This is a genomic window from Vibrio sp. Y58_MX_L22 (genome assembly GCF_024181865.1).
Lineage (GTDB): Bacteria > Pseudomonadota > Gammaproteobacteria > Enterobacterales > Vibrionaceae > Vibrio > Vibrio alginolyticus.
In genome coordinates, this window is record NZ_JAMZAN010000003.1 from 574,392 (window position 1) to 595,147 (window position 20,756).

Annotated in this window: 16 protein-coding genes; 10 read left to right on the forward strand and 6 right to left on the reverse strand. The window is 44.4% G+C overall.

What is annotated here, in order from left to right; translation table 11 throughout:
• Nucleotides 1-116: 116 nt before the first annotated feature.
• Nucleotides 117-1,508, forward strand: a complete 1,392-nt coding sequence (locus tag NL626_RS10340; RefSeq protein ID WP_213971483.1) for a glycoside hydrolase family 1 protein — start codon at nt 117-119, stop codon at nt 1,506-1,508.
• A 99-nt stretch (nt 1,509-1,607) separates the two neighbouring features.
• On the opposite strand, the gene NL626_RS10345 is transcribed toward NL626_RS10340, so the two are convergent.
• Nucleotides 1,608-3,644: a PhoX family phosphatase gene (locus NL626_RS10345; protein WP_248486024.1), complete on the reverse strand. Its 2,037-nt coding sequence runs from the start codon at nt 3,642-3,644 to the stop codon at nt 1,608-1,610.
• A 266-nt stretch (nt 3,645-3,910) separates the two neighbouring features.
• On the opposite strand from NL626_RS10345, the gene NL626_RS10350 reads away from it, so the two are divergent.
• Nucleotides 3,911-4,249: a YggL family protein gene (locus NL626_RS10350; RefSeq protein WP_005374208.1), complete on the forward strand. Its 339-nt coding sequence runs from the start codon at nt 3,911-3,913 to the stop codon at nt 4,247-4,249.
• A 1,330-nt stretch (nt 4,250-5,579) separates the two neighbouring features.
• A complete protein-coding gene (locus tag NL626_RS10355; protein WP_005384184.1) occupies nt 5,580-6,479 on the forward strand; it encodes a LysR family transcriptional regulator in 900 nt (299 codons plus the stop codon).
• Here NL626_RS10355 and NL626_RS10360 read toward each other — a convergent pair.
• Together NL626_RS10360 and NL626_RS10365 are read right to left on the reverse strand one after the other, a co-directional pair.
• Nucleotides 6,447-6,791 (reverse strand): DUF5329 family protein, encoded by a 345-nt coding sequence (locus NL626_RS10360; protein WP_253657310.1) that lies wholly within the window; start codon nt 6,789-6,791, stop codon nt 6,447-6,449. The genes NL626_RS10355 and NL626_RS10360 overlap by 33 nt on opposite strands.
• Nucleotides 6,792-6,886: 95 nt before the next feature.
• Nucleotides 6,887-7,900: an MBL fold metallo-hydrolase gene (locus tag NL626_RS10365; RefSeq protein ID WP_253657311.1), complete on the reverse strand. Its 1,014-nt coding sequence runs from the start codon at nt 7,898-7,900 to the stop codon at nt 6,887-6,889.
• A 155-nt stretch (nt 7,901-8,055) separates the two neighbouring features.
• On the opposite strand from NL626_RS10365, the gene NL626_RS10370 reads away from it, so the two are divergent.
• The 3 genes from NL626_RS10370 to NL626_RS10380 all read left to right on the forward strand — a co-directional run bounded on the left by NL626_RS10370 (nt 8,056) and on the right by NL626_RS10380 (nt 10,399).
• Nucleotides 8,056-8,670, forward strand: a complete 615-nt coding sequence (locus NL626_RS10370; protein ID WP_021035906.1) for a TetR/AcrR family transcriptional regulator — start codon at nt 8,056-8,058, stop codon at nt 8,668-8,670.
• Between the two features lie 329 nt (nt 8,671-8,999).
• Entirely contained in the window at nt 9,000-9,905 is a 906-nt protein-coding gene (gene rimK / locus NL626_RS10375) for a 30S ribosomal protein S6--L-glutamate ligase (protein WP_005374224.1), read from the forward strand.
• Between the two features lie 65 nt (nt 9,906-9,970).
• Nucleotides 9,971-10,399 carry a RimK/LysX family protein gene (locus tag NL626_RS10380; RefSeq protein WP_005384193.1) on the forward strand — a complete coding sequence of 143 codons (429 nt, stop codon included), beginning with the start codon at nt 9,971-9,973 and terminating at the stop codon, nt 10,397-10,399.
• Nucleotides 10,400-10,465: 66 nt separating this feature from the next.
• Here the strand turns inward: NL626_RS10380 and NL626_RS10385 are convergent, their stop codons facing one another.
• Nucleotides 10,466-11,191, reverse strand: a complete 726-nt coding sequence (locus NL626_RS10385) for an MBL fold metallo-hydrolase (protein WP_044129549.1) — start codon at nt 11,189-11,191, stop codon at nt 10,466-10,468.
• A 311-nt stretch (nt 11,192-11,502) separates the two neighbouring features.
• Here NL626_RS10385 and speA point away from each other — a divergent pair, with 311 nt between their 5' ends.
• The 4 genes from speA to NL626_RS10405 all read left to right on the forward strand — a co-directional run bounded on the left by speA (nt 11,503) and on the right by NL626_RS10405 (nt 18,439).
• Nucleotides 11,503-13,425 carry an arginine decarboxylase gene (gene speA / locus NL626_RS10390; protein WP_253657312.1) on the forward strand — a complete coding sequence of 641 codons (1,923 nt, stop codon included), beginning with the start codon at nt 11,503-11,505 and terminating at the stop codon, nt 13,423-13,425.
• Nucleotide 13,426: 1 nt separating this feature from the next.
• Nucleotides 13,427-14,347 (forward strand): agmatinase, encoded by a 921-nt coding sequence (gene speB, locus NL626_RS10395; protein WP_005374233.1) that lies wholly within the window; start codon nt 13,427-13,429, stop codon nt 14,345-14,347.
• A gap of 409 nt (nt 14,348-14,756) precedes the next feature.
• Nucleotides 14,757-15,962 (forward strand): multidrug efflux MFS transporter EmrD, encoded by a 1,206-nt coding sequence (gene emrD / locus NL626_RS10400; RefSeq protein ID WP_253657313.1) that lies wholly within the window; start codon nt 14,757-14,759, stop codon nt 15,960-15,962.
• 311 nt (nt 15,963-16,273) lie between these two features.
• Entirely contained in the window at nt 16,274-18,439 is a 2,166-nt protein-coding gene (locus tag NL626_RS10405; RefSeq protein WP_253657314.1) for a S9 family peptidase, read from the forward strand.
• Between the two features lie 215 nt (nt 18,440-18,654).
• Here the strand turns inward: NL626_RS10405 and NL626_RS10410 are convergent, their stop codons facing one another.
• Nucleotides 18,655-19,650: a porin gene (locus NL626_RS10410; RefSeq protein ID WP_017635534.1), complete on the reverse strand. Its 996-nt coding sequence runs from the start codon at nt 19,648-19,650 to the stop codon at nt 18,655-18,657.
• 215 nt (nt 19,651-19,865) lie between these two features.
• Nucleotides 19,866-20,735: a zinc ABC transporter substrate-binding protein gene (locus tag NL626_RS10415; RefSeq protein WP_158155663.1), complete on the reverse strand. Its 870-nt coding sequence runs from the start codon at nt 20,733-20,735 to the stop codon at nt 19,866-19,868.
• Between the last annotated feature and the right edge of the window lie 21 nt (nt 20,736-20,756).

Sequence of the window (20,756 nt, forward strand, 5' to 3'; positions counted from 1 at the left end):
GACGTTTGGTGATGAACTGATAAAAATACGATCTCGATACAAGTATCGAGGTGTCTCCTACACTATTCTCAAGCAATAAATCCACAAATATTTCCTAAATATAAAGAGTGAGAAGCATGATTAAGTTTCCTGAACATTTTCTTTGGGGTGGTGCCATTGCTGCAAACCAAGTAGAAGGGGCGTACAACCTTGGGGGTAAAGGGTTATCGACATCAGACATGCTGCCAAACGGTATTTTGAGTCCGCATCAAACCCGTGAAGAGCGTACACCGGGTATCAAAGACGTGGCGATCGACTTCTACAATCGCTACCCAGAAGACATCGCGCTGTTCAAAGAGATGGGCTTTAACTGTCTGCGTCTCTCTTTAGCTTGGAGCCGCATCTTCCCGAACGGGGACGAACTAGAACCTAACGAAGAAGGTTTGGCGTTCTACGATAAAATTTTTGACGAACTTGCCGAGCACAACATCCAACCTTTCGTGACCTTATCTCACTACGAAATGCCTTACGCACTGGTTGAAAACTATGGCGGTTGGGGCGATCGTCGCGTCATCGAATTCTTCGAACGTTATGCTCGCACAGTGCTGGAACGCTACAAAGACAAAGTGAAGCTGTGGTTAACCTTCAACGAAATCAATATGTCTCTACACGCACCATTTACTGGTGTTGGTTTGCAAGAAGGCGCCAGTGAACAAGAGATTTACCAAGCGATTCACCACCAGCTAGTCGCAAACGCAAAAGCGGTAAAACTGTGTCAGCAAATCGTACCTAACGGCAAAATTGGTAACATGCTGCTTGGCGCAATCAACTACCCATACACCTGTAACCCTGATGACGTGCTTGCTGCAATGCATGAAAACAACAAGTGGTTGTTCTTCGGTGATGTACAAACACGTGGTCAGTACCCTGGCTACATGAAGCGTTACTTCCGTGAAAACGGCATCGAAATTCAGATGGAAGCAGGCGACTTAGAAGAAATTGCATCGGCAAGTGTCGATTTCATCTCATTCAGCTACTACGCAAGTGGCTGTGCAAGTGCGGATCCGAAACAGAAGGAAGTGGGTAACATTGTCGATAGCGTACCAAACCCATACCTTGAAAAGAGCCAGTGGGGTTGGTTGATCGATCCAAAAGGCCTTCGCGTTCTGCTGAACTTCCTTCACGATCGCTACCAAAAGCCACTGTTCGTCGTAGAAAACGGCTTAGGTGCACGTGATGAAATCGATGAAAACGGTGAGATTCAAGATGATTACCGCATCGCTTACTTGAACGACCATCTTGTACAAGCACATGAAGCAATTTTGGATGGCGTTGAGCTGATGGGCTTCACCAGTTGGGGACCAATCGATTTGGTCGCGAACTCAACCGCTGAGATGAGCAAACGTTACGGCTTTATCTATGTCGATCGTCATGATGATGGGCAAGGAACGCTAGAACGTAAACGTAAGAAAAGCTTTTTCTGGTATCAAGACGTGATTCGTACTTCAGGCGGTTCATTGAAAAGCTAAGCCTGTTGTTTAGGTACAAAGTGCAACTAGGCATTCGCCTAAACCATCAAGCCCTGCAATTGCAGGGCTTGAATTTTAAGGTGTTTATTCATTTAGAGATTAAACTGCAATCTCTCCACCGTCTTCACGGCGAATAACCACTGTCGCCGCTCGTGGGCGCACAGAAACACCAGCAGGCGTTTCTTCGGCTGCATCTTCACTGTATGGCCAGTTGCCTGGGTGCTGAATATTCACAAACAATGATTTGTAATCAGGGCTGATGGTAAAGCCTGTTACTTCACAACCATTTGGTCCGACAAAGAAGCGTTTCAATTCAGCTTGATTATCCGCACCAATCACAGCTTGATCACCATTCTCATCTGTTAGCTTAGATGGCACAACAGCCAACATTTGATCATTGGTGTAAGATGTAACTTCATCTGCGCCGTTATCAGTCTGAATCCACAAAATACCACGGCCATCAAACGCTAATCCGTCTGGACTCGCAAACTGGTTTAACTCATTCAAGCCAGAACGGTTGGTATCTGCATCACCATTTGCTGGCGAACCAAACACAAAGATATCCCAATTAAAGTCAGTTGCTGAAGCACCTTCATCCCAACGAATAACATGACCAAACTTATTATTCAAACGTGGATTCGCAGGATTGGTTTCATCTGTACGGCGCGTATTGTTCGTCAATGTTAAATATACTGAACCCGTGAATGGATCAACCGTACACCACTCTGGTCGATCCATTGGTGTTGCCCCAACTAAATCCGCCGCACCCGCAGTATTGATGATAATTTCAGCCAGTGAATCAAAGTGATCCGCTAATGTACCACCAGCGGTTGTTACGCTATCAAGCGTTAATGGTAACCAAGTACCTGTGCTGTCTTCATTGAAGCGCGCCACATACAGTGTGCCTTCGTCCATGTACTTGTCACCCATCGCCAAGCGGTTATCAGGGTTAGCATCTGCTGGATCCCACGCTGCCGCAGATTCAAATTTGTATAGGTACTCAAAGCGAGAATCGTGACCAGAATAAAATACCACTGGTTTGCCTTCTTCAAGCTTACCGAAAGTACAGCCCTCGTGACGGAAACGACCTAGCGCAGTACGTTTCTTCGCACGTGAGTTTTGCGTGTAAGGGTCAATCTCGACAATGTAACCGTGACCATTGGCTTCATTACGGTAATCATCCATCGCACTTGCTCCTGTTGGAGCCACATTAAAGCGAGAGAACTCATCAAGACGCTCTTCTGCATTTCCTGCTAATGTCTCCCACAAGTAGCGTGTGCTTTGGTCATCAACACCAATGCGATCTTGCTCTTCTGTACGAGTCCCGGCGTTAACAAAGTAACCAGGCCAGTTCTCTTCACACGTTAAGTAAGTGCCCCACGGCGTGTAGCCGTTGCCACAGTTGTTTAACGTACCACGCGCTTGGCTGCCATCTGGTGAGAAACGAGTGACAGTTAAAGATGTGTGGGCTACCGGGCCAGACAAATCCATGACTGTCGCACCAGTATAACGACGGTTTAGTGGGTCGGTATCAACCAACTTCCACATGTTGTCTTCCAGTTGAATGCGAACCACTGATACACCGTGCGCGTTAATCTCTTTGCGCACTTCATCTACAATGGTACGTACGCCATTTTCAACCGTCGGACCGTTTGGATGCAGTGCTGATGTGTCGATGTACTCGTGGTTAATACATAGCAAGCCATCTGTAGTGCTATCGTTCAATGGGAAAAAATGCATGCCGTCATGGTGCATGCCTAGCGCATTTAACTGATCGGTACTGGTGTTGGTACCATCATTTTGCCATGCGCTGCCTTGTGCATTAAGTGGTGTTCCCCAAGGTACTAGTACTTGTGCGGTGTAGCCTTGTGGAATTGAAACTGCGTCAGTGAGTGAGCCAGGGATAGATTCAAAGTTAAGAACGGCTTTAGATGCGCCCGAACCACTGCTTACTGTACTCCCTGAGTCAGACGAGTTACAACCAGCCAATCCGAAAGCACCAAACGCTGTCATCGCACTGATACCTAAACCACCTTTCAGAATGCTGCGTCGAGATAGGCTCGCTTCTAATACTTCTTCAAATGGTTTGTTTTCACTTTGGTTATAACGCGTCGCGTCAAAGGTTTCCTTGCTCATTTTTACTTTCCCGATCTTATAGTTTAATTAATAAATAAGTGATTAGTTGAACGGCAAGAAGTTTGGATAAGAAAAATGACAAAAGTGCTTAAAACATATGAAACTTGTGTTTCAACAATACTGCAAACCAACCAACACAGCTAACGAAGCAATTAAATTCTGGTCACATAATCACCAACTGTATCGCTTCATTCTGATTTTACTTGGGCTAAAGTGTGATAGAAGGTATAAGGTGTACGAAATCAAATCATCTACGAGAGATAATCATGAAATTAGACAAGATCGATAACAAGAGCCGTCGTATCCGTAAAAAGCTGTTCTTAGGTGAGTTCGCAATCCTAGGTTTCGAGATCAGCTGTGAAACAGACATTAACGACTTCGACCGTTACGATGCATTCGTTGATGACTTTATCGACTACATTGACGAGCTTGGTCTTTGCTTCGGTGGCGGTGGTCTAGAACTGTTTGAAGGCTTCCTATGTTCTACTGACCGTTACGGCAGTGCGACTGAAGAACAGAAAGCGCAAGTTATCAAATGGTTAGAAGCACGCCCAGAAGTGAAAAGCGCGCAAGCGGGCGAACTAGTTGACGCCAACTACCTGTAACTAAAGGGCAACCTGTAATACGCAGAGCTCAATAAATGGTAGAGAAAGCTGGTCTTAAGACTGGCTTTTTTATTTTTTGAAGAATGTGATATTAAAATTGGGTGCTTGGGAAGTTGCGCGGAGTGATTGTGGCATTTTTGAGCTGGCAATCAACGGGAAACTGCGTTCCACAGCCAGCTCGTGCCTTTAGGTATAATTAACTATGATTTTTTAGCTGGGGCGTCTTTCGTGTCTTTCCAGTATTGAATACGCACACGATGTAGCTGAGCTCTTCTAGTCTTTTTCATAGTAAAGTCCCTCATCTTATATAAGTAACGCTCCTCATGGAGCTTATTGTCTAAGGTCGTATCCCCTTCAATCTATAAGGGAATCAATCATTTAACCGTGACCAATTTCACAACATAATGATAATTACCGATTTCTTGCAGCCTGTTTTTACTGGCAAACGGCATATTATCTATCTGACACAGTTAACTTACTCACCAGATATGACAGAAAAATGGCAATCAAGTTCCCTACTTATACTGTCATTGAATCTTAATAAGGATTAACAAGGTGGGCATTTCAGATTTACCATACTGTTTATAAAAACCGCAAGAATTTTTATTTCTTTTCAAACAAATCTCTACTCAAGATCAATTCACTTTCATCTTTATCGTCTCCCTTTTAACGCATTGTGATCCAGTTCAATCCACAGAACTCGGAACAAAAAGCGCACATTAATACATTCACCACAAAACTTGTGCGAGATCTCTTACAAGAGTTGTAAGCAAATAGATTAATCACCTATAAGAGCAATGCCAGAAAAAACATTAAATATATGATTTAAAAGTAATATTTAAATTCACTTAAAATAATAAGTAAAAATAATTTAGAAAAGTTAATTGAGTCAAATCAGCAAAACATCAATACTCAACTTGTCGACAGGATGTTGGCGGGAACAGGAAAAAAGCCTAAAGGATTGGGTATCTTCAGGATGAAGATTTGATAGCTTAGGATGAGTTGTCAGCAAGGAAGTAGTTAAGCTCTAGGATAGAGTTCGCCCGTCAGGATGATAGGCAAGAATGGACACCGCTAGGAAGGCGATGAACAAGGAACTCGGTTAAAGGACTTAGCCACAATCAAGGATAGATGCAGGGAGCACCTATTAGTAGCTGGATTGCTGCGAAAAAGAATAAGCCCCGTCTGGGAAACCAGGCGGGGTTTTATTTTGTCTGTAATGTATTGATAGCGATTCATCTTTATCGTTTAAGTCTTCTCTGTTTTCATAAAACACCGTGCTATCATTTTCTTTACGTCTCCCAACAAAGCTCTCAGAAAATCACACACTATGCTTAATCCTGTTTGGTTACATACATTTAAGACATTGATTGAAGTCGGTCATTTTACGCAAACGGCAGAAAAACTTTTTATGACTCAGCCTGGCGTCAGCCAACACATCAAAAAATTAGAGCAAAGTTGTCAGCATGCCTTGATCAAGCGCGAAAACAAAAGCTTCGAATTAACCGAACAAGGCAGGATTGTCTACGCATATGCGCTCGAGTTAGAAGATAGAGAGAAGAAGCTGCTCGAAGAGCTCAGTTTTGATGATGCGTTTTCAGGCCACTGTAAACTGGCTTGTTCTGGTGCAATGGCGTTAATGTTGTATGGGCCCATTTTGGAGAAGCAAAAACAGCACCCGAGCTTATCGTTACATTTAGAAGCCGCGCCAAATCAATCTATTCTCAACGCCATAACGCAAGGGCACATCGATATTGGTATCGTGACTGATGTTCCCAACAAAGGTCTGTTTCACAGTGAGCGAATTGGTAAAGAGAGGTTGTGCTTGGTTCTGCCAAAGCATTATCAAAATAAGCAGATAACGCCACAACTCTTGCATGACTGTGGTGTCATTAGCCACCCTGATGCTGAGCATTACATGACGCTGTTTTTTGACCAGTGTGAAGAACCACAGCTCCAAGAAATTAAGATGAGCGATTTACCATTATCCGGCTACGTAAATCAATTGAGCCAAATTTTGCTACCTGTCAGCAAAGGACTTGGCTTCACCGTGCTGCCTCAAAGTGCGGTCGACAATTTTCCGCTAAAAGACACGTTACACATTGCTCAATTGAAAAACACTGTATGTGAAGAGCTATTTCTAGTTCGTAAGCGCAGTCGTGCTCTACCTCTGCGCTATCAGACCATCAAAGAAGTGTTATTGGATGTGATCGGTGGTGCGCATCAATGATGTTAGCCACTCTTCGCTGGTAATGCGTTTGTCTTGGCAATCCACCCAATATGGTTTGCCAGATAACCAGCTCTTTGACGCGACCTCTTTTATAAACACATCCACGGAATCAACGTCATCTTGGGCGTAATCCCATTTATTGCGCATGTGTTCTGCCGCTTCTTGATTAGTGTACGCCTTGCCGTTGCGGATAAAGGTGCAAGAGGATTGCTCAACTCGTTTTATCAACGTCGAGATATCTTGCTCTACCCCTGCTAGTGCAAAGGTAGGCAGAATGCTTAATGTAAGTAACAACGTCCACTTTGCTTTCATCGCACCTTTATCCTTATCCCTGACCACATAACTACTAATAGTAACTACTGATAAGTGACTTAGCTATTCTGGTGTTTGACTGTTTAGCTCAGCAATTATTGCCACCATGCCTGAGCAGGCTGAGGCTCCGCAATCGCCAAGCGTTGACCAATCTCAGGGCTCACTAACGTTACACCGCGCTCTTCACTAATATCTAACGCGCGTTGCATTGGCTCATTCCAATCGTGCATTGATAAATCAAACGTGCTGTTATGGATCGGCATCATCACTTTGCCCTGCACATCGATGTGTGCTTGAACGCTTTGCTCTGGGAACATGTGAATGTCTGACCAGAGTTCATTGTACGCACCTGTTTCAATCATGGTGAAGTCAAACGGACCGTACTTTTCGCCAATCTCTTTAAAGCCATTGAAGTAACCAGAGTCACCACTGAAGAACACTTTGTGTTGTTGTGCATTGATAACCCAACTGCCCCACAGCGTCGTATCGCGGTCTGTCAAACCTCGACCAGAGAAATGCTGAGTCGGAGTTAGTGTATATTCAATGCCGTCAACAGAGTGTGACTCCCACCAGTCTAGTTCGATCACTTTCTCTTTGGGTACACCCCAATTCACCAGTAATTGGCCAACTTTTAACGGCACCAAGAAAGTGCCCACCTTGTCGCCTAGCACTTTAATAGAAGCTTTATCTAGGTGATCGTAATGGTCATGACTGATCACCACCACATCGATAGTTGGCAAATCTTCTATCGTGATGGGAGTTTTGTGAAAACGTTTTGGCCCAGCCCATTTCACAGGAGACGCGCGATCACTGAATACAGGGTCGGTCATCACCAGTTTTCCATCGAGCTTCATTAATACGCTTGAGTGACCCAGACGATAGATGACGTCATCGTGCTCTTCTAACAGTTGCTGCGCTGTGATCGCATGCACTGGAATTTCAATCGTTGGTGTTGGGTTAAGGCGCCCAGTCGTAAAATACGCTTTCATGATTTCGAACATGTCGCCCAAACCGCTTTTGTATTCCAACTCTGTATTTGCAAATTTGTCCGGGTATGTTGGCGCTTTTTCAGTATCAACATTAGAACAAGAAATCATTGATGTACCCATCGCGAACGCTCCTACTGTGGCTAGCAAAGTTTTTTTCATAAAAAGTTAACCCGAACAAAAGTAAACTACACGGTGCAGTTTACATTCTAATTATCAAAAGTAAACTACTTAGTGTAAAATAGATCAAGAAATGATCTTCTTAACTTAGCAAGCTTATGAATGTAAAAAGAAAAAGTCGTAGCGAAACCAAAAGAGAAGCCATCTTGTGCGCGGCAAGGCAAGCGTTCCAAGAGTTTGGAGTGCAAAACACCAGCATGGATAAGCTCTCTTCAATCGCACAAGTCTCTAAGCGCACGGTCTATAATCACTTCCCTTCTAAGGAAGCGATCGTGACGGAGTTGCTGACTGAGCTTTGGCGTTCGTCAATGATGGAAAGCGATATTAAACGCTTGGCCACTCTGCCACTCAAAGATCAATTGATTGAATTACTCTACAGCGAGATCATTGTGGTAACGGAACCAAACTATATTGAGCTGGCAAAAGTGGCATTTGGGCACTTCTTATTTAAGCCGGAAGATCTCAAAGAACAAGCAGAACAAATGTCGAAACAGGAAACCGCCCTGTACCGCTGGCTTACGGAGAAATCGAACAGTGGCGCTTTGCAAATTGATGATGTACATATAGCAAGCACTCAATTGCACAACTTACTTAAAGGCAGTGCATTCTGGCCGCAGTTAATGGGAATTCGCCCCTCTTTGTCGAATGAAGAATCTAGGCTGTTAGCTACCCAAACGGCGGAACTTTTTTTAAGTCACTATCAAAACAGCTAAAAACAGCGGTCAAATTGGCCGCTTTTTTAAGCGATAATTCGTGACAAAGCGATGAAATTTTTGCTCAATTTTATTTATCTCACCCTTGACAGTCTCATACCGCAAGGCGTGAGCGTTCGATAAAATATTTTTGTCGTGTCGACGATGCTTTTTCGTTTTCATCTCACAAAAAAACGCCCTAAGGTGCGCACCTCTGACGACGTGGTTGTTCAACCACAATTCTAAATCGTTGAAGTAAGTAGGTTATGTCATAACATGATCACCTGCCTACTGCATTCTATGCTCTATACTTATATTTTAATTTGGTACTGACTTACTAAGGAATTGCCATGCGTATTGCTATTCTCTCTCGTAATGAGAATTTATATTCAACCATGCGCCTAAAACAGGCGGGTGAAGAACGTGGGCATCAAATCGATGTGATCGACACGCTTCACTGTTATATGGACATTACGAGCAACAACCCTAAGATCCGCTACAAGGGTGAAGAATTACCGCAATACGATGCTGTTATTCCACGTATTGGGGCATCTATTACGTTTTACGGCACTGCTGTTGTACGTCAGTTTGAAATGATGGGTACATTTTGTGTCAACGAATCTGTCGCGATCAGCCGCTCTCGTGACAAGTTGCGCTCATTGCAACTGCTATCACGTAAAGGCATCGGTTTGCCACGCACTGGCTTTGCTCACCATCCTGACAACATTCAGGACGTGATCAAAAACGTTGGTGGCGCACCTCTAGTAATTAAATTGCTAGAAGGCACTCAAGGCATTGGTGTTGTACTTGCTGAAACAAATAAAGCGGCAGAAAGCGTGATTGAAGCTTTCATGGGTTTGAAAGCTAACATCATGGTGCAAGAATTTATCGAAGAAGCAAAAGGCGCGGACATCCGTTGTTTTGTTGTCGGAAATAAGGTGATTGCCGCAATGAAGCGCCAAGCAAAAGAAGGCGAGTTCCGTTCTAACCTTCACCGTGGCGGCTCTGCACAACTCGTGCGTTTGAGCAAAGAAGAGCGTGCGACCGCTGTAAATGCTGCGAAAGTGATGGGCTTGAACCTTTGTGGTGTGGATATCCTTCAATCTAAAAATGGCCCAGTGGTAATGGAAGTGAATTCTTCCCCTGGTCTAGAAGGCATCGAACTAGCAACGGGTAAAAACATTGCAGGTATGATCTTCGATTTTATCGAGAAAAACGCTAAGCCAAATTCAAACCGTACTCGCGGTAAGGGTTGATTTTTGTTTAACGTACAAGAGAGCCAAAAACCGGCTCTCTTGTTACTCGTCGCTAGGATGACACTATGAATCAGAAAATGATCATTGGGAATGCCGAAGCTATTTGCTTGCCAGAGTTAGGGATTACTCACCTTGAAGCGCGTATTGATACAGGCGCTCAAACCTCTTCATTACATGTAGACAATATTGATTGCTTTGAAAAAGATGGTCAGTCTTATGTTGCATTCGATTTGCACCCAGATGTATACCATTTAGAACAAGTGGTTCGCTGCACAGCGAAACTAAAAGCAAACCGTAAGGTTAAATCTTCTAACGGTACTTTTGAGCACCGCTGCGTGATCACGACGATGCTGCGTATGGGCGACCAACAATGGCCAATCGACATTACGTTGACTAACCGTGAAAAAATGACTTACATGATGTTGTTAGGTCGTCAGGGCATGGCAGACAAGGTGCTCGTTGATCCTAGCCAATCTCACTTATTGGCATCTTAACCCCGTAGCTTCAGATGAGTGAGCGAACGTTTTTGTTGAGCATCACTCGTCTGGCTTTATCTTCGCCTACTTCCTACGAAATAACGCAAACAACAATCCCTTCGCTTTAACTTTTGTCACTCGCCAGTGCGTCATTGGTTTAGTCGGCGCTGTATTCAAAATGTGCTGATACGCTTTTTCATCCAAAGTCACCTCTCCCCCATGTGCCAAAAGCAAACATTGCGGATTCATCTCAAACACACGCTTTAATGATTGCCGATATTGATTCGGATGAAATATGGGAAACGGCGCAATCAGATGCTTTTTCACCTGCACCATTAAATCCGCCACATACAACACATCTTGTTCAGAATGATAAACCGACAGATCTCGGTCGGTATGCCCTAGCGTTTCTAGCACCTGCCAATCATCAAATCCAGGAATAAACTGTCCATCAATAAGTTCAATATCTGGCTTTAGCTTGCGGGAATACCACAGGTTTTGCTTTGGTTTACGCATCCGATTCGCCATCCAGCGTGCTAACATCAAATCGGTCAAATGCATTAGCCAACCGTCTACACCGCTATACCACTGGTTCTCTCGCTTTGCGGCCAATAGCTTGCATCCTGTTAAGTCACGTAGTTTGTGCGCACCACCAGCATGGTCTGGATGCATGTGGGTCACAACAACCAACTTTAGATCAGAAAAAGGACGATGGAGTTGATGTTCAATAAAGTCTTTAAGATGAGGAATGTCTGCTCGACTGGCACCATCAAGCAACAATAATTTATCGGGATATTCGGCGAGATACATGGTCTGAATGTACCCCTGAATTCTGTGCAGCTGCAAAATATGTCCTTATTTTAGTGAGATGCTTCATGACCGAACCCTTACTGGTCAGACCAACTATAACAGCAGAATGGACGCTTCGGTAAACAAATATTCACACGTAGCGACGACAACAAATCATAATCGAGATGATAGATTTTAATCATTAGACTCAAAGGCACTTTTATCCGTTAATGCGCGCACACGGAGTTCGTGTCAGGGTATGAGGTAAATGCCTCATGATTTGCTTTTTTGTACTTTTCCTTCTAATTAATTAAGGAGTTAAGTACATTTTTGTGAGAATCGAGTTGGAAAAAGCAACTAAATTAGACCGCATCCGCGCGGACTACAACGTTCACTACTGGAGCCAAGGTTTCTACGGCATTGATGACCAAGGCGAAGTATATGTATCACCACGTAGTGATCGTGCGCATCAAATCCCTTTCAGCGCTATTGTAAATGAGCTAGAAGCGAAGCAGTTAAATCTGCCTGTATTAGTACGCTTCCCGCAAATCGTGCACCAACGTGTGCATGGTATTTGCCACGCATTCAACCAAGCAATTGAAGAATACCAATATCCAAACAAATACTTGTTGGTGTACCCAATTAAAGTAAACCAACAACGTGAAGTGGTGGATGAAATTCTAGCGAGCCAAGCTCAACTAGAAACCAAGCAGCTTGGTCTTGAAGCGGGTAGCAAGCCAGAATTGTTGGCGGTACTTGCATTGGCTCAACAAGGTAGCTCCGTGATCGTGTGTAATGGCTACAAAGACCGTGAGTATGTGCGTCTTGCACTGATCGGTGAAAAGCTGGGTCACAAGGTATTCATCGTACTAGAGAAGCTTTCTGAGCTGGATCTGGTACTAGAAGAAGCGAAAAGTTTGGGCGTAAAACCGCGCCTTGGTTTACGCATTCGCCTCGCCTCTCAAGGCGCAGGGAAATGGCAAGCAAGTGGCGGTGAAAAATCGAAGTTTGGTTTATCAGCATCGCAAGTGCTTAGCGTTATTGAACGTCTTAAACGCGAAGGCAACCTAGACGCGATGCAACTGGTTCACTTCCACCTTGGTTCACAGATGGCAAACATCCGTGATGTACGCAATGGTGTGAACGAGTCTGCACGTTTCTACTGCGAACTACGCGCACTCGGTGCAAACATCGAGTACTTCGATGTGGGCGGCGGCTTGGCAGTGGATTATGACGGCACACGCAGCCAATCATCGAATTCGATGAACTACGGACTTGCAGAATACGCACGTAATATCGTCAACACAGTGGGCGATGTGTGTCTGCAATACGAACAACCAATGCCAGTGATCATTTCGGAATCGGGTCGCTCGCTAACAGCGCACCACGCTGTATTGATTTCTAACGTAATTGGTACCGAATCGTACCTACCGGAAGAAGTACATGAGCTTGATGATGACGCTCCGCTTTTGCTACAAAACATGTGGCGAAACTGGGAAAACTTGCAAGATGGTACAGACGCTCGTGCGTTAATTGAGATTTACAATGATACCCAAAGTGATTTGGCAGAAGTGCACTCTCAATTTGCTACAGGTGTGCTTAACTTGGAACAACGTGCGTGGGCAGAACAATTGTCACTACGCATTTACTTCGAATTAAGCCGCAAGATGAGCACTAAGAATCGCTTCCACCGTCCGATTCTGGACGAGTTGAGCGAACGTCTTGCGGATAAGTTCTTCGTGAACTTCTCTCTCTTCCAATCTCTACCAGATGCTTGGGGTATTGATCAGGTGTTCCCTGTTCTGCCACTTTCTGGTCTTGGCGAGGCGGAAGAGCGTCGTGCAGTGATGTTGGACATCACATGTGACTCTGATGGCGCGATCGATCACTACGTTGATGGTCAAGGCATCGAGAGCACGCTACCTGTACCAGCTTGGAGCAAAGACAAACCGTACCTAATGGGCTTTTTCCTAGTAGGCGCATACCAAGAAATCCTTGGTGACATGCACAACCTATTTGGTGATACCCACAGTGCTGTAGTCACTGTTGATGAACATGGTCAATTTGAGATCAGTTACATCAACGAAGGTGATAGTGTAGAAGACATGATGCGCTACGTTCATATCGACGTGGATGCGATTCGTGACAATTATAAACAATTGGTTTCACAGCGAGTTGAAGCCAATGAACAAGCACAAATCCTAGCAGAACTAGAACAAGGTCTAGCAGGATACACCTATTTAGAGGACTTCTGATATGAATGATTTGTTTACTAAAACTGATTATTCGCTTTACTCCAACTCTATGTCGTTTTTACGTCTGCCGTACATTCGTAACCCGGTATCGGCAGACGCAGACGTTGTGGTGTTGGGAGTCCCTCTGGACATGGCAACATCTGGTCGTCCAGGTGCGCGTATGGGTCCAGATGCAATTCGCCGTGCCTCAGTCAACTTGGCATGGGAAGGTAAGAAGTTCCCGTGGAGCTTCAACGTATTGGATAAACTGAAAGTGATCGACGCAGGTGATCTCGTGTTCGATTGCGGTGATGCGGAAGATTTTACTTACCGCCTTGAAGCGGCAACCAGTGAAATTCTAAAAAGTGGTAAAACCATGTTGGGATTGGGCGGTGACCACTTCATCACGCTGCCTATCCTGCGTGCCTATGCGAAGCATCATGGCCAAATGGCTTTGATTCACTTTGATGCTCATACGGACACCTATGCAAATGGCAGTTCATACGATCACGGTACGATGTTCTACCATGCGCCGAAAGAAGGTTTGATCTCAGCAAAGAACTCAATACAAATCGGCATTCGTACGGAGTACAAACAGCAAGATCACGGCTTCAATGTGATTAATGCGATGCAAGCGAATGACATGTCGGTGAACGAGATCCTAGAAGAAATTCGTCGCACCGTCGCAGACAAGCCAGTATATGTCACTTTTGACATCGACTGCTTAGACCCGGCCTTCGCACCGGGAACTGGTACACCAGTTTGTGGTGGCTTGAACTCAGACAAAGCGCTGAAAATTATTCGTGGTTTAGCCGGCATGAATATCGTGGGTATGGATGTTGTCGAAGTATCGCCTCCATACGACCACAGTGATGTTACCGCACTAGCGGGAGCAACCATCGCACTAGAAATGCTTTACGCATACGCATCTGAGCGCGAATAGACATAATCATTTCTAAGGGAGCTTCGGCTCCCTTTTCTTTCTGATGCCTTCCTCTACCTTTTATTCACTCGTTTCATCTTGAACTCAGATCAACCGAGCAGACGCTTTATTTTTGCACTTTAACCATTAAAACCAGTTACCTATAAGGCTCATTCTATTCACGAAAAGTAAAAGATTTAACGTAATTAGACAAAGAAATGCACCGCTTTTTGAAAACAAAATCGGATTAGTTTTTCTAATTGAAATCATAGATTTTTATCTTGCTCAACTTCACACTTTTCGATTGCTAATTATACAAGCAAGCACTATTATCTCGCGCAAATACCCCCGCAACACAAGAATTCAGTTGGCACTCTGTAAAAGAGCGCTAAGGGTTTTTACGTCTTAAATTTTTTGGAGAGATACGCAAATGTCTGCTTCGTTTCCATTAGCGAAACTTACCTTTTTAATCGCTATATTGACTGCCGTGGGTCAAATGACCCAGACAATGTACGTGCCTTCAATCGGTCATATGGCGGGCGAGTTTTTGGTATCTGCGTCATCACTTCAAGCTGTGATGGCTTGTTACCTAATCCCATATGGCTTGTCGCAATTTGCGTATGGCACACTATCGGACCGCTTGGGACGCAAACCGATCATCATCGTCGGGCTACTTATCTACATCGCGGGTACACTGGTAGCATTATTTGCACATCAATTTGAATGGTTCTTGATTGGTAGCTTTATCCAAGGCTTAGGTATTGGTTGCGGCGGTGCGATGTCACGCACTCTGACTCGCGATTGCTTTGAAGGCTCTGATCTACACAGAGCAAACAGCTTAATTAGCATGTGTGTGATTTTCTCACCATTAATGGCACCAGTATTAGGCGGCTACCTAACAGAAGCTTTCGGATGGCGGTCGAGCTACTTGTTCTTAGCGCTATTTGCTATCGCGGTTGTGATCACCATGATGACAAGCATGATGGAGACGCTACCAAAAGAGAAACGCAAATTCGAACCAGTAGCCAAAAGCTACAAACACGTTTTGTCTGACCGCCGCTTTCAAGGCTTTTTGATTTGCCTGGTTGCAACATTCGCTGGTGTGGGTGTATTCGAAGCGGCGGCTGGGGTGTTGTTAGGTGGGGTATTAGAATTACCAGCAACAACGGTAAGTTTGCTGTTTATATTGCCGATCCCAGGTTACTTGGTGGGCGCAGGCTTATCTAGCTATATAGCAAGACGTCGCTCTGAGCGTCGTGCTCTAAATGTAGGCTTGGTCTCTATTTTTGTGGGCTCTGCTATTGTGCTCATCCCAGGCTTGTTTGGTTTAACCACAGCATTAACGCTGGTTGGAGGCGCAACCGTGTACTTTTTGGGTGCAGGTATTCTCTTCCCAGCAGCAACAACTGGAGCGATTACGCCATTCCCATACCATGCAGGAACAGCAGGCGCGACATTGGGTGGCATGCAAAACTTGGGGGCAGGTGTAGCAACTTTGCTCGCGTCACTATTTCCAGCGCATAACCAGATGCCTTTGGGCATTTTGATGATGGCAATGTCGGTAATTGCAATGCTTGGGTTAATGTGGGTGAATCGAGCACACAATCACTCAAACGAAGTACCGCAAGTTATCTGATCATTATCAGCTTACTTTCAAAATCCAAAAGGGACACACTCAACAAGTGTGTCCCTTTTTTCATATCACACTATATCGATTTCCCGATGAGAATGATTTAACTTTCGAATTGATATTTGTTAAAAATAACAGCTGCTTACACAATGTGTTTTCAGCTTCCTTCAAATTGAGTAGCCAACTCGAAAATATTGAGGATTCTCACTTTTTCGGCATACCCCATAACAAAGAATGGACAACTGAAAACCACTAACAAAATGAAAGCCCAGCCCTCAGGATGAGGCCACTTGGGTGTACAATAAGGATAAAATCAGATGCGTTTCACTTTAACTACGTTGGCCGTCTCGGTCGCGCTTGTCGCCGGATGCAGCAATCAAGGAATCCCCAGCATGACTCAATACTCCCAAACACAGATCGTTGCTCAACAAACTCAAGCTCCGGTTGCGAAAAAAGTCCCTCACGCGATGACTATTCATGGCGATACCCGCGTTGATAACTACTACTGGATGCGTGACGACGAACGTAAAGACCCTGAAATTTTACAGCACCTAGAGAAAGAAAATCAGTACGCAGAAACCGTTCTAAAGCACACTGAAACATTTCAAGATACGCTATTTGAAGAAATTAAAGGGCGTATCGCAAAAGACGACAACTCAGTACCGGTTCGTAAAGGCAACTACTTCTACTCCAGTGAAGTGACCGGAGATAACGAGTACGAAGTCCATTTGCGAGCTAAAGACTTTGCAGGCAAAGACAAACAAATCATTTTAGATGTCAATGAACTAGCAAAAGAACATGAATTTTTCAGTATCGGCGGCCTATACGTTAGTCCGAATGAAAACTTATTGGCGTATGGCGAAGACACATTAAGCCGCCGCGTGTACACCCTTAAGATCAAAGACCTGACAACAGGCAATTACCTACAAGATGAAATCGAAGGGGCCTCAAGCGCTGTCGCATGGCAGAACGATAACAACGCCTTTTACTACATCAAAAAAGATCCTCAGACCTTATTGGGCTACCAAGTTTATCGTCATGTATTGGGCACACCACAAAGCAACGATGAGCTGATTTTTGAGGAAACCGACAGCGCCTATTACACCTCACTAAGCAAAAGCAAAGATGGCGAAGATATTTATATCTGGCATTCGAGTACAGAAACCAGTGGGGTCTCTATCATTGATGCGAACAACCCTAAAGCAAAGGCGAAACCGTTCTATCCTCGTGAAGATGGCATTGAATACAGTATTTCTAAGCTAGGCGATTGGTACTACATTTATACTAACTATCAAGCCGTCAACTTCCGTTTGATGAAAGTTCATCAAAATGACATGCATGACCGCTCTAAATGGCAAGATGTGATTGCCGCAGACGACAACACTCAACTTGTCGACTTCGAGTTATTCGATGATCACATCGTCTATGAACAGCGCTCTAACGGCCTAGCAAGCGTCACTGTACGTCAGCTTTCAACAGGAAAAGAACTCCCCCTCACATTTAATGACGATGCGTTTGCTGCCTATTTGACAGGTAACCTAGAGCTGGATAACGAGAAAGTTCGTATTTATTACAGCAGTTTAACCACTCCAGGAACCTACTACGATTTCGATCTAAAAACGGGCGGGTCAGAAATCATGAAGCAAACACCTGTACTTGGTGATTTTAATCCTGACAATTACCAATCAGAACGCATCATGGTCACAGCCCGTGACGGTAAAGAAGTACCCGTTTCTTTGGTGTATCGTAAAGACTTATTTAAGAAAGATGGTACGAATCCACTCTACCAATATGGTTATGGATCTTATGGCGCAACCATTGAGCCAACTTTCCGCTCGACACGTTTGAGTCTATTGGATCGCGGCTTTGTTTACGCCATTGCTCATATTCGTGGATCTGAAATGCTTGGCCGCCCTTGGTATGAAGACGGTAAAAAACTAACCAAGCAAAACACATTCAACGACTTTATTGATGTGACTAAAGGTTTGGTTGAACAAGGCTACGGCGCGAAAGATAAAGTCTTCGCTGTTGGTGGCTCTGCAGGAGGTCTCTTAATGGGGGCTATCATCAACCAAGCACCAGAACTGTACCGCGGTATCGGTGCACATGTTCCGTTTGTGGACGTGGTAACCACCATGCTCGATGAATCGATTCCATTGACCACCAATGAGTATGATGAATGGGGTAACCCAAATAACAAAACATACTATGACTATATGTTGAGTTACTCGCCTTACGACAACATCAAGGCGCAAAACTACCCGAACATGTTGGTAACGACTGGCTTGCACGACTCTCAAGTACAGTACTTTGAACCAATGAAGTGGGTCGCCAAACTTCGTGAAATGAAGACAGACGATAACGTCTTGTTGTTCAAAACCGATATGGAAGCCGGACACGGCGGCGCATCTGGTCGATTTAAGCGCTTAAAAGAAGATGCGCTAGAGTATGCCTTCTTCCTCGATTTACTCGATAAAAAATAAGCGTATTAATAGAACTGTATCTCTAACAACAAAAAATGCCCGCAAGTTGCGGGCATTTTTATAGACGCACTCTCTAAACAAAGAGTGGGGTTACCTAAGCACAGAATGACTAGCGTCTCTTATAGCCAAAGGATAGCAGAAAGAAAAACGCCTACTCACAACGAGTAGGCGTTAACACAATAAATGTGTTTAGGCAGTAGAAACTGGCCTATTTATTAGAAGTAGTAACGAGCACCTAGAGTCCAGTAGTCGTTCTCTTCATTGTTGTAGTCGTTACCTAGATCAAACTGGTAAGCTGCAAACGTTACGAAAGCAGGAGTTACAGCGTACTCTGCTTGTAGCGCAGTTTCGCTTGAAACTGTCTTATTGTCTTCTTCGTCTTCTACGCCTTCGTAGTTAACGCTGAATGTCCAATCGTTTACGCCGTATGCCAAAAGAGCTTCAAGTTGAGAAGTGTCTTTACGCATTTGGTAGAAGTACTCGTTCATACCGTATACTACTGCTGCGTATAGACCTGAACCGTACTGACCGTAGTTTACAGAGAATAGGTGTGATTCAGCGTTCTTAGTACCTAGAGTCGCGTTTTTAACATCACCACCGCTGTATACGTAGCCTAGACCAAAGCCAGCTACAGAACCGCTCAATGCAACTTGACCACGTTGCTCGTATGTTGTTGCATCTGAAGTTTGCTCACCTTGCCAACCTAGACCTAGGTTGAAAGCAAAACCTTCACCAAATTCAAAACCTTTACGGTAGCTAAGCATTTTATCAGCACGAGCTGAGCCTAGGTTGCCGTGGTTGTCGTACAAAAAGTCGTTCGCAAACGCGATTGGTAGATCCGCAACGCCAGCGACATCGTAGTAAGGTGACCATTGAGTACCTGCTACTAAACGGCCAAACTGCTCATGAGTAGCACCGATGTAACCTAGACGAGTTTTGAACGATTGCTCGCCACCGTTTAGGTAGTTAAGCGCCCATTCACCTTTAGCGTCGATAGTAATACCGTTGCCAATGTCTTTCTTACCCGCAACGTTAATACGTGGAGACACTTGGTGAACTTTTACATCTTCTTCGAAATACTCACCCACGCCAACTGAAACGTGACCGCCGATCGATAAAGATGTACCATCGCTGTTGTAAACTTCTGCTGCGAAGGCCTGTGAACCACATGCTAGTGCCGCCACTGCAACGGCTAGAGTTTTCATTTTCATTGTTAACATCCGTATAGTTGTTTGTACCGGTTCGCTTAGAAACAGATTAAATCCGAATCAATCGCAACGAACACATAACAAAGTAGTAATGAAATAGAAATGAAACAAACACTTTCTTATGCAACCAGTGGTATTAATGTTCACATTTTGAACTGAGTCACAAAAAAATAGGGAACTTTTCATTCCCCATCATAAAATCTGTGGCTTTTTACGTGTCACATCTCCCAACGTGCGAGTGGCTTCTCAGTTTTGATACCCTTACTGCCCCAGCGGTCAATAACATCAATTTGCAGTATACGACTCGGTTTAATAAGCGATGTCAAGGTTTTCGACGGTCGTTTATCCGTCACCAACCATAGCGTTTTATCTTGTTCAAACTGAGCTTTTAAAGATAATTTGTCTTCTTCTGTCCACTCGAGTTCCGGCTTAAATTCGCGCCCAACCACAAACAATTGGTTGCCAGAGGCAAAGTCCTCTAATGACTCACTCATCAGTACCACTGAATCGATGCCTTTATCGAAGATCTCTGCCTGTTGTTGGTTGATCAGTTCACGCACATTGAGCATAAGAGCCTGTTGATTCGTTTGAATCGTCTTTTGGTGTTCAGGATATACACGTTGTAGATCCTCTCCAACAATACCCGCCATTCGGATTAAGTTTGTAGGGTTAAGCCACGCGTACTTCGATGTTGACCCGTTTTCCAATGTCAGTACTGCAACTCCTTGAGCTCTAGGAGAAATGGCCTGCGATGCATCGATTTCAATCAAGTGAATGTTGCCCTGTCGAGCGTAAACATAAGTCGGGTCTTGTTTCCAAATCGCACCAAGAGTAATAGCAACCGTCGCGACTTGACCCGCTTGCTTAACTTGCTCTGTACCTTTATTTGCGAACCAGTTTTCAAGACGCTCAACGCCGTAACGCTTTGGAGGCAGATACTGAGTCTCTATCCCTGTACCTTTCATGAGTTGCTCAGACAACATGTACGTGACGGGAGTGCTGGTTAAAATGTCTTTGGCGCTTGCCAACGATGGAAGTGTTGTCGCTATAACCAAACCAAAAGTTATCGCTAATTTTTTTATCTTCATGTTCATTACTTTATAAAAAGG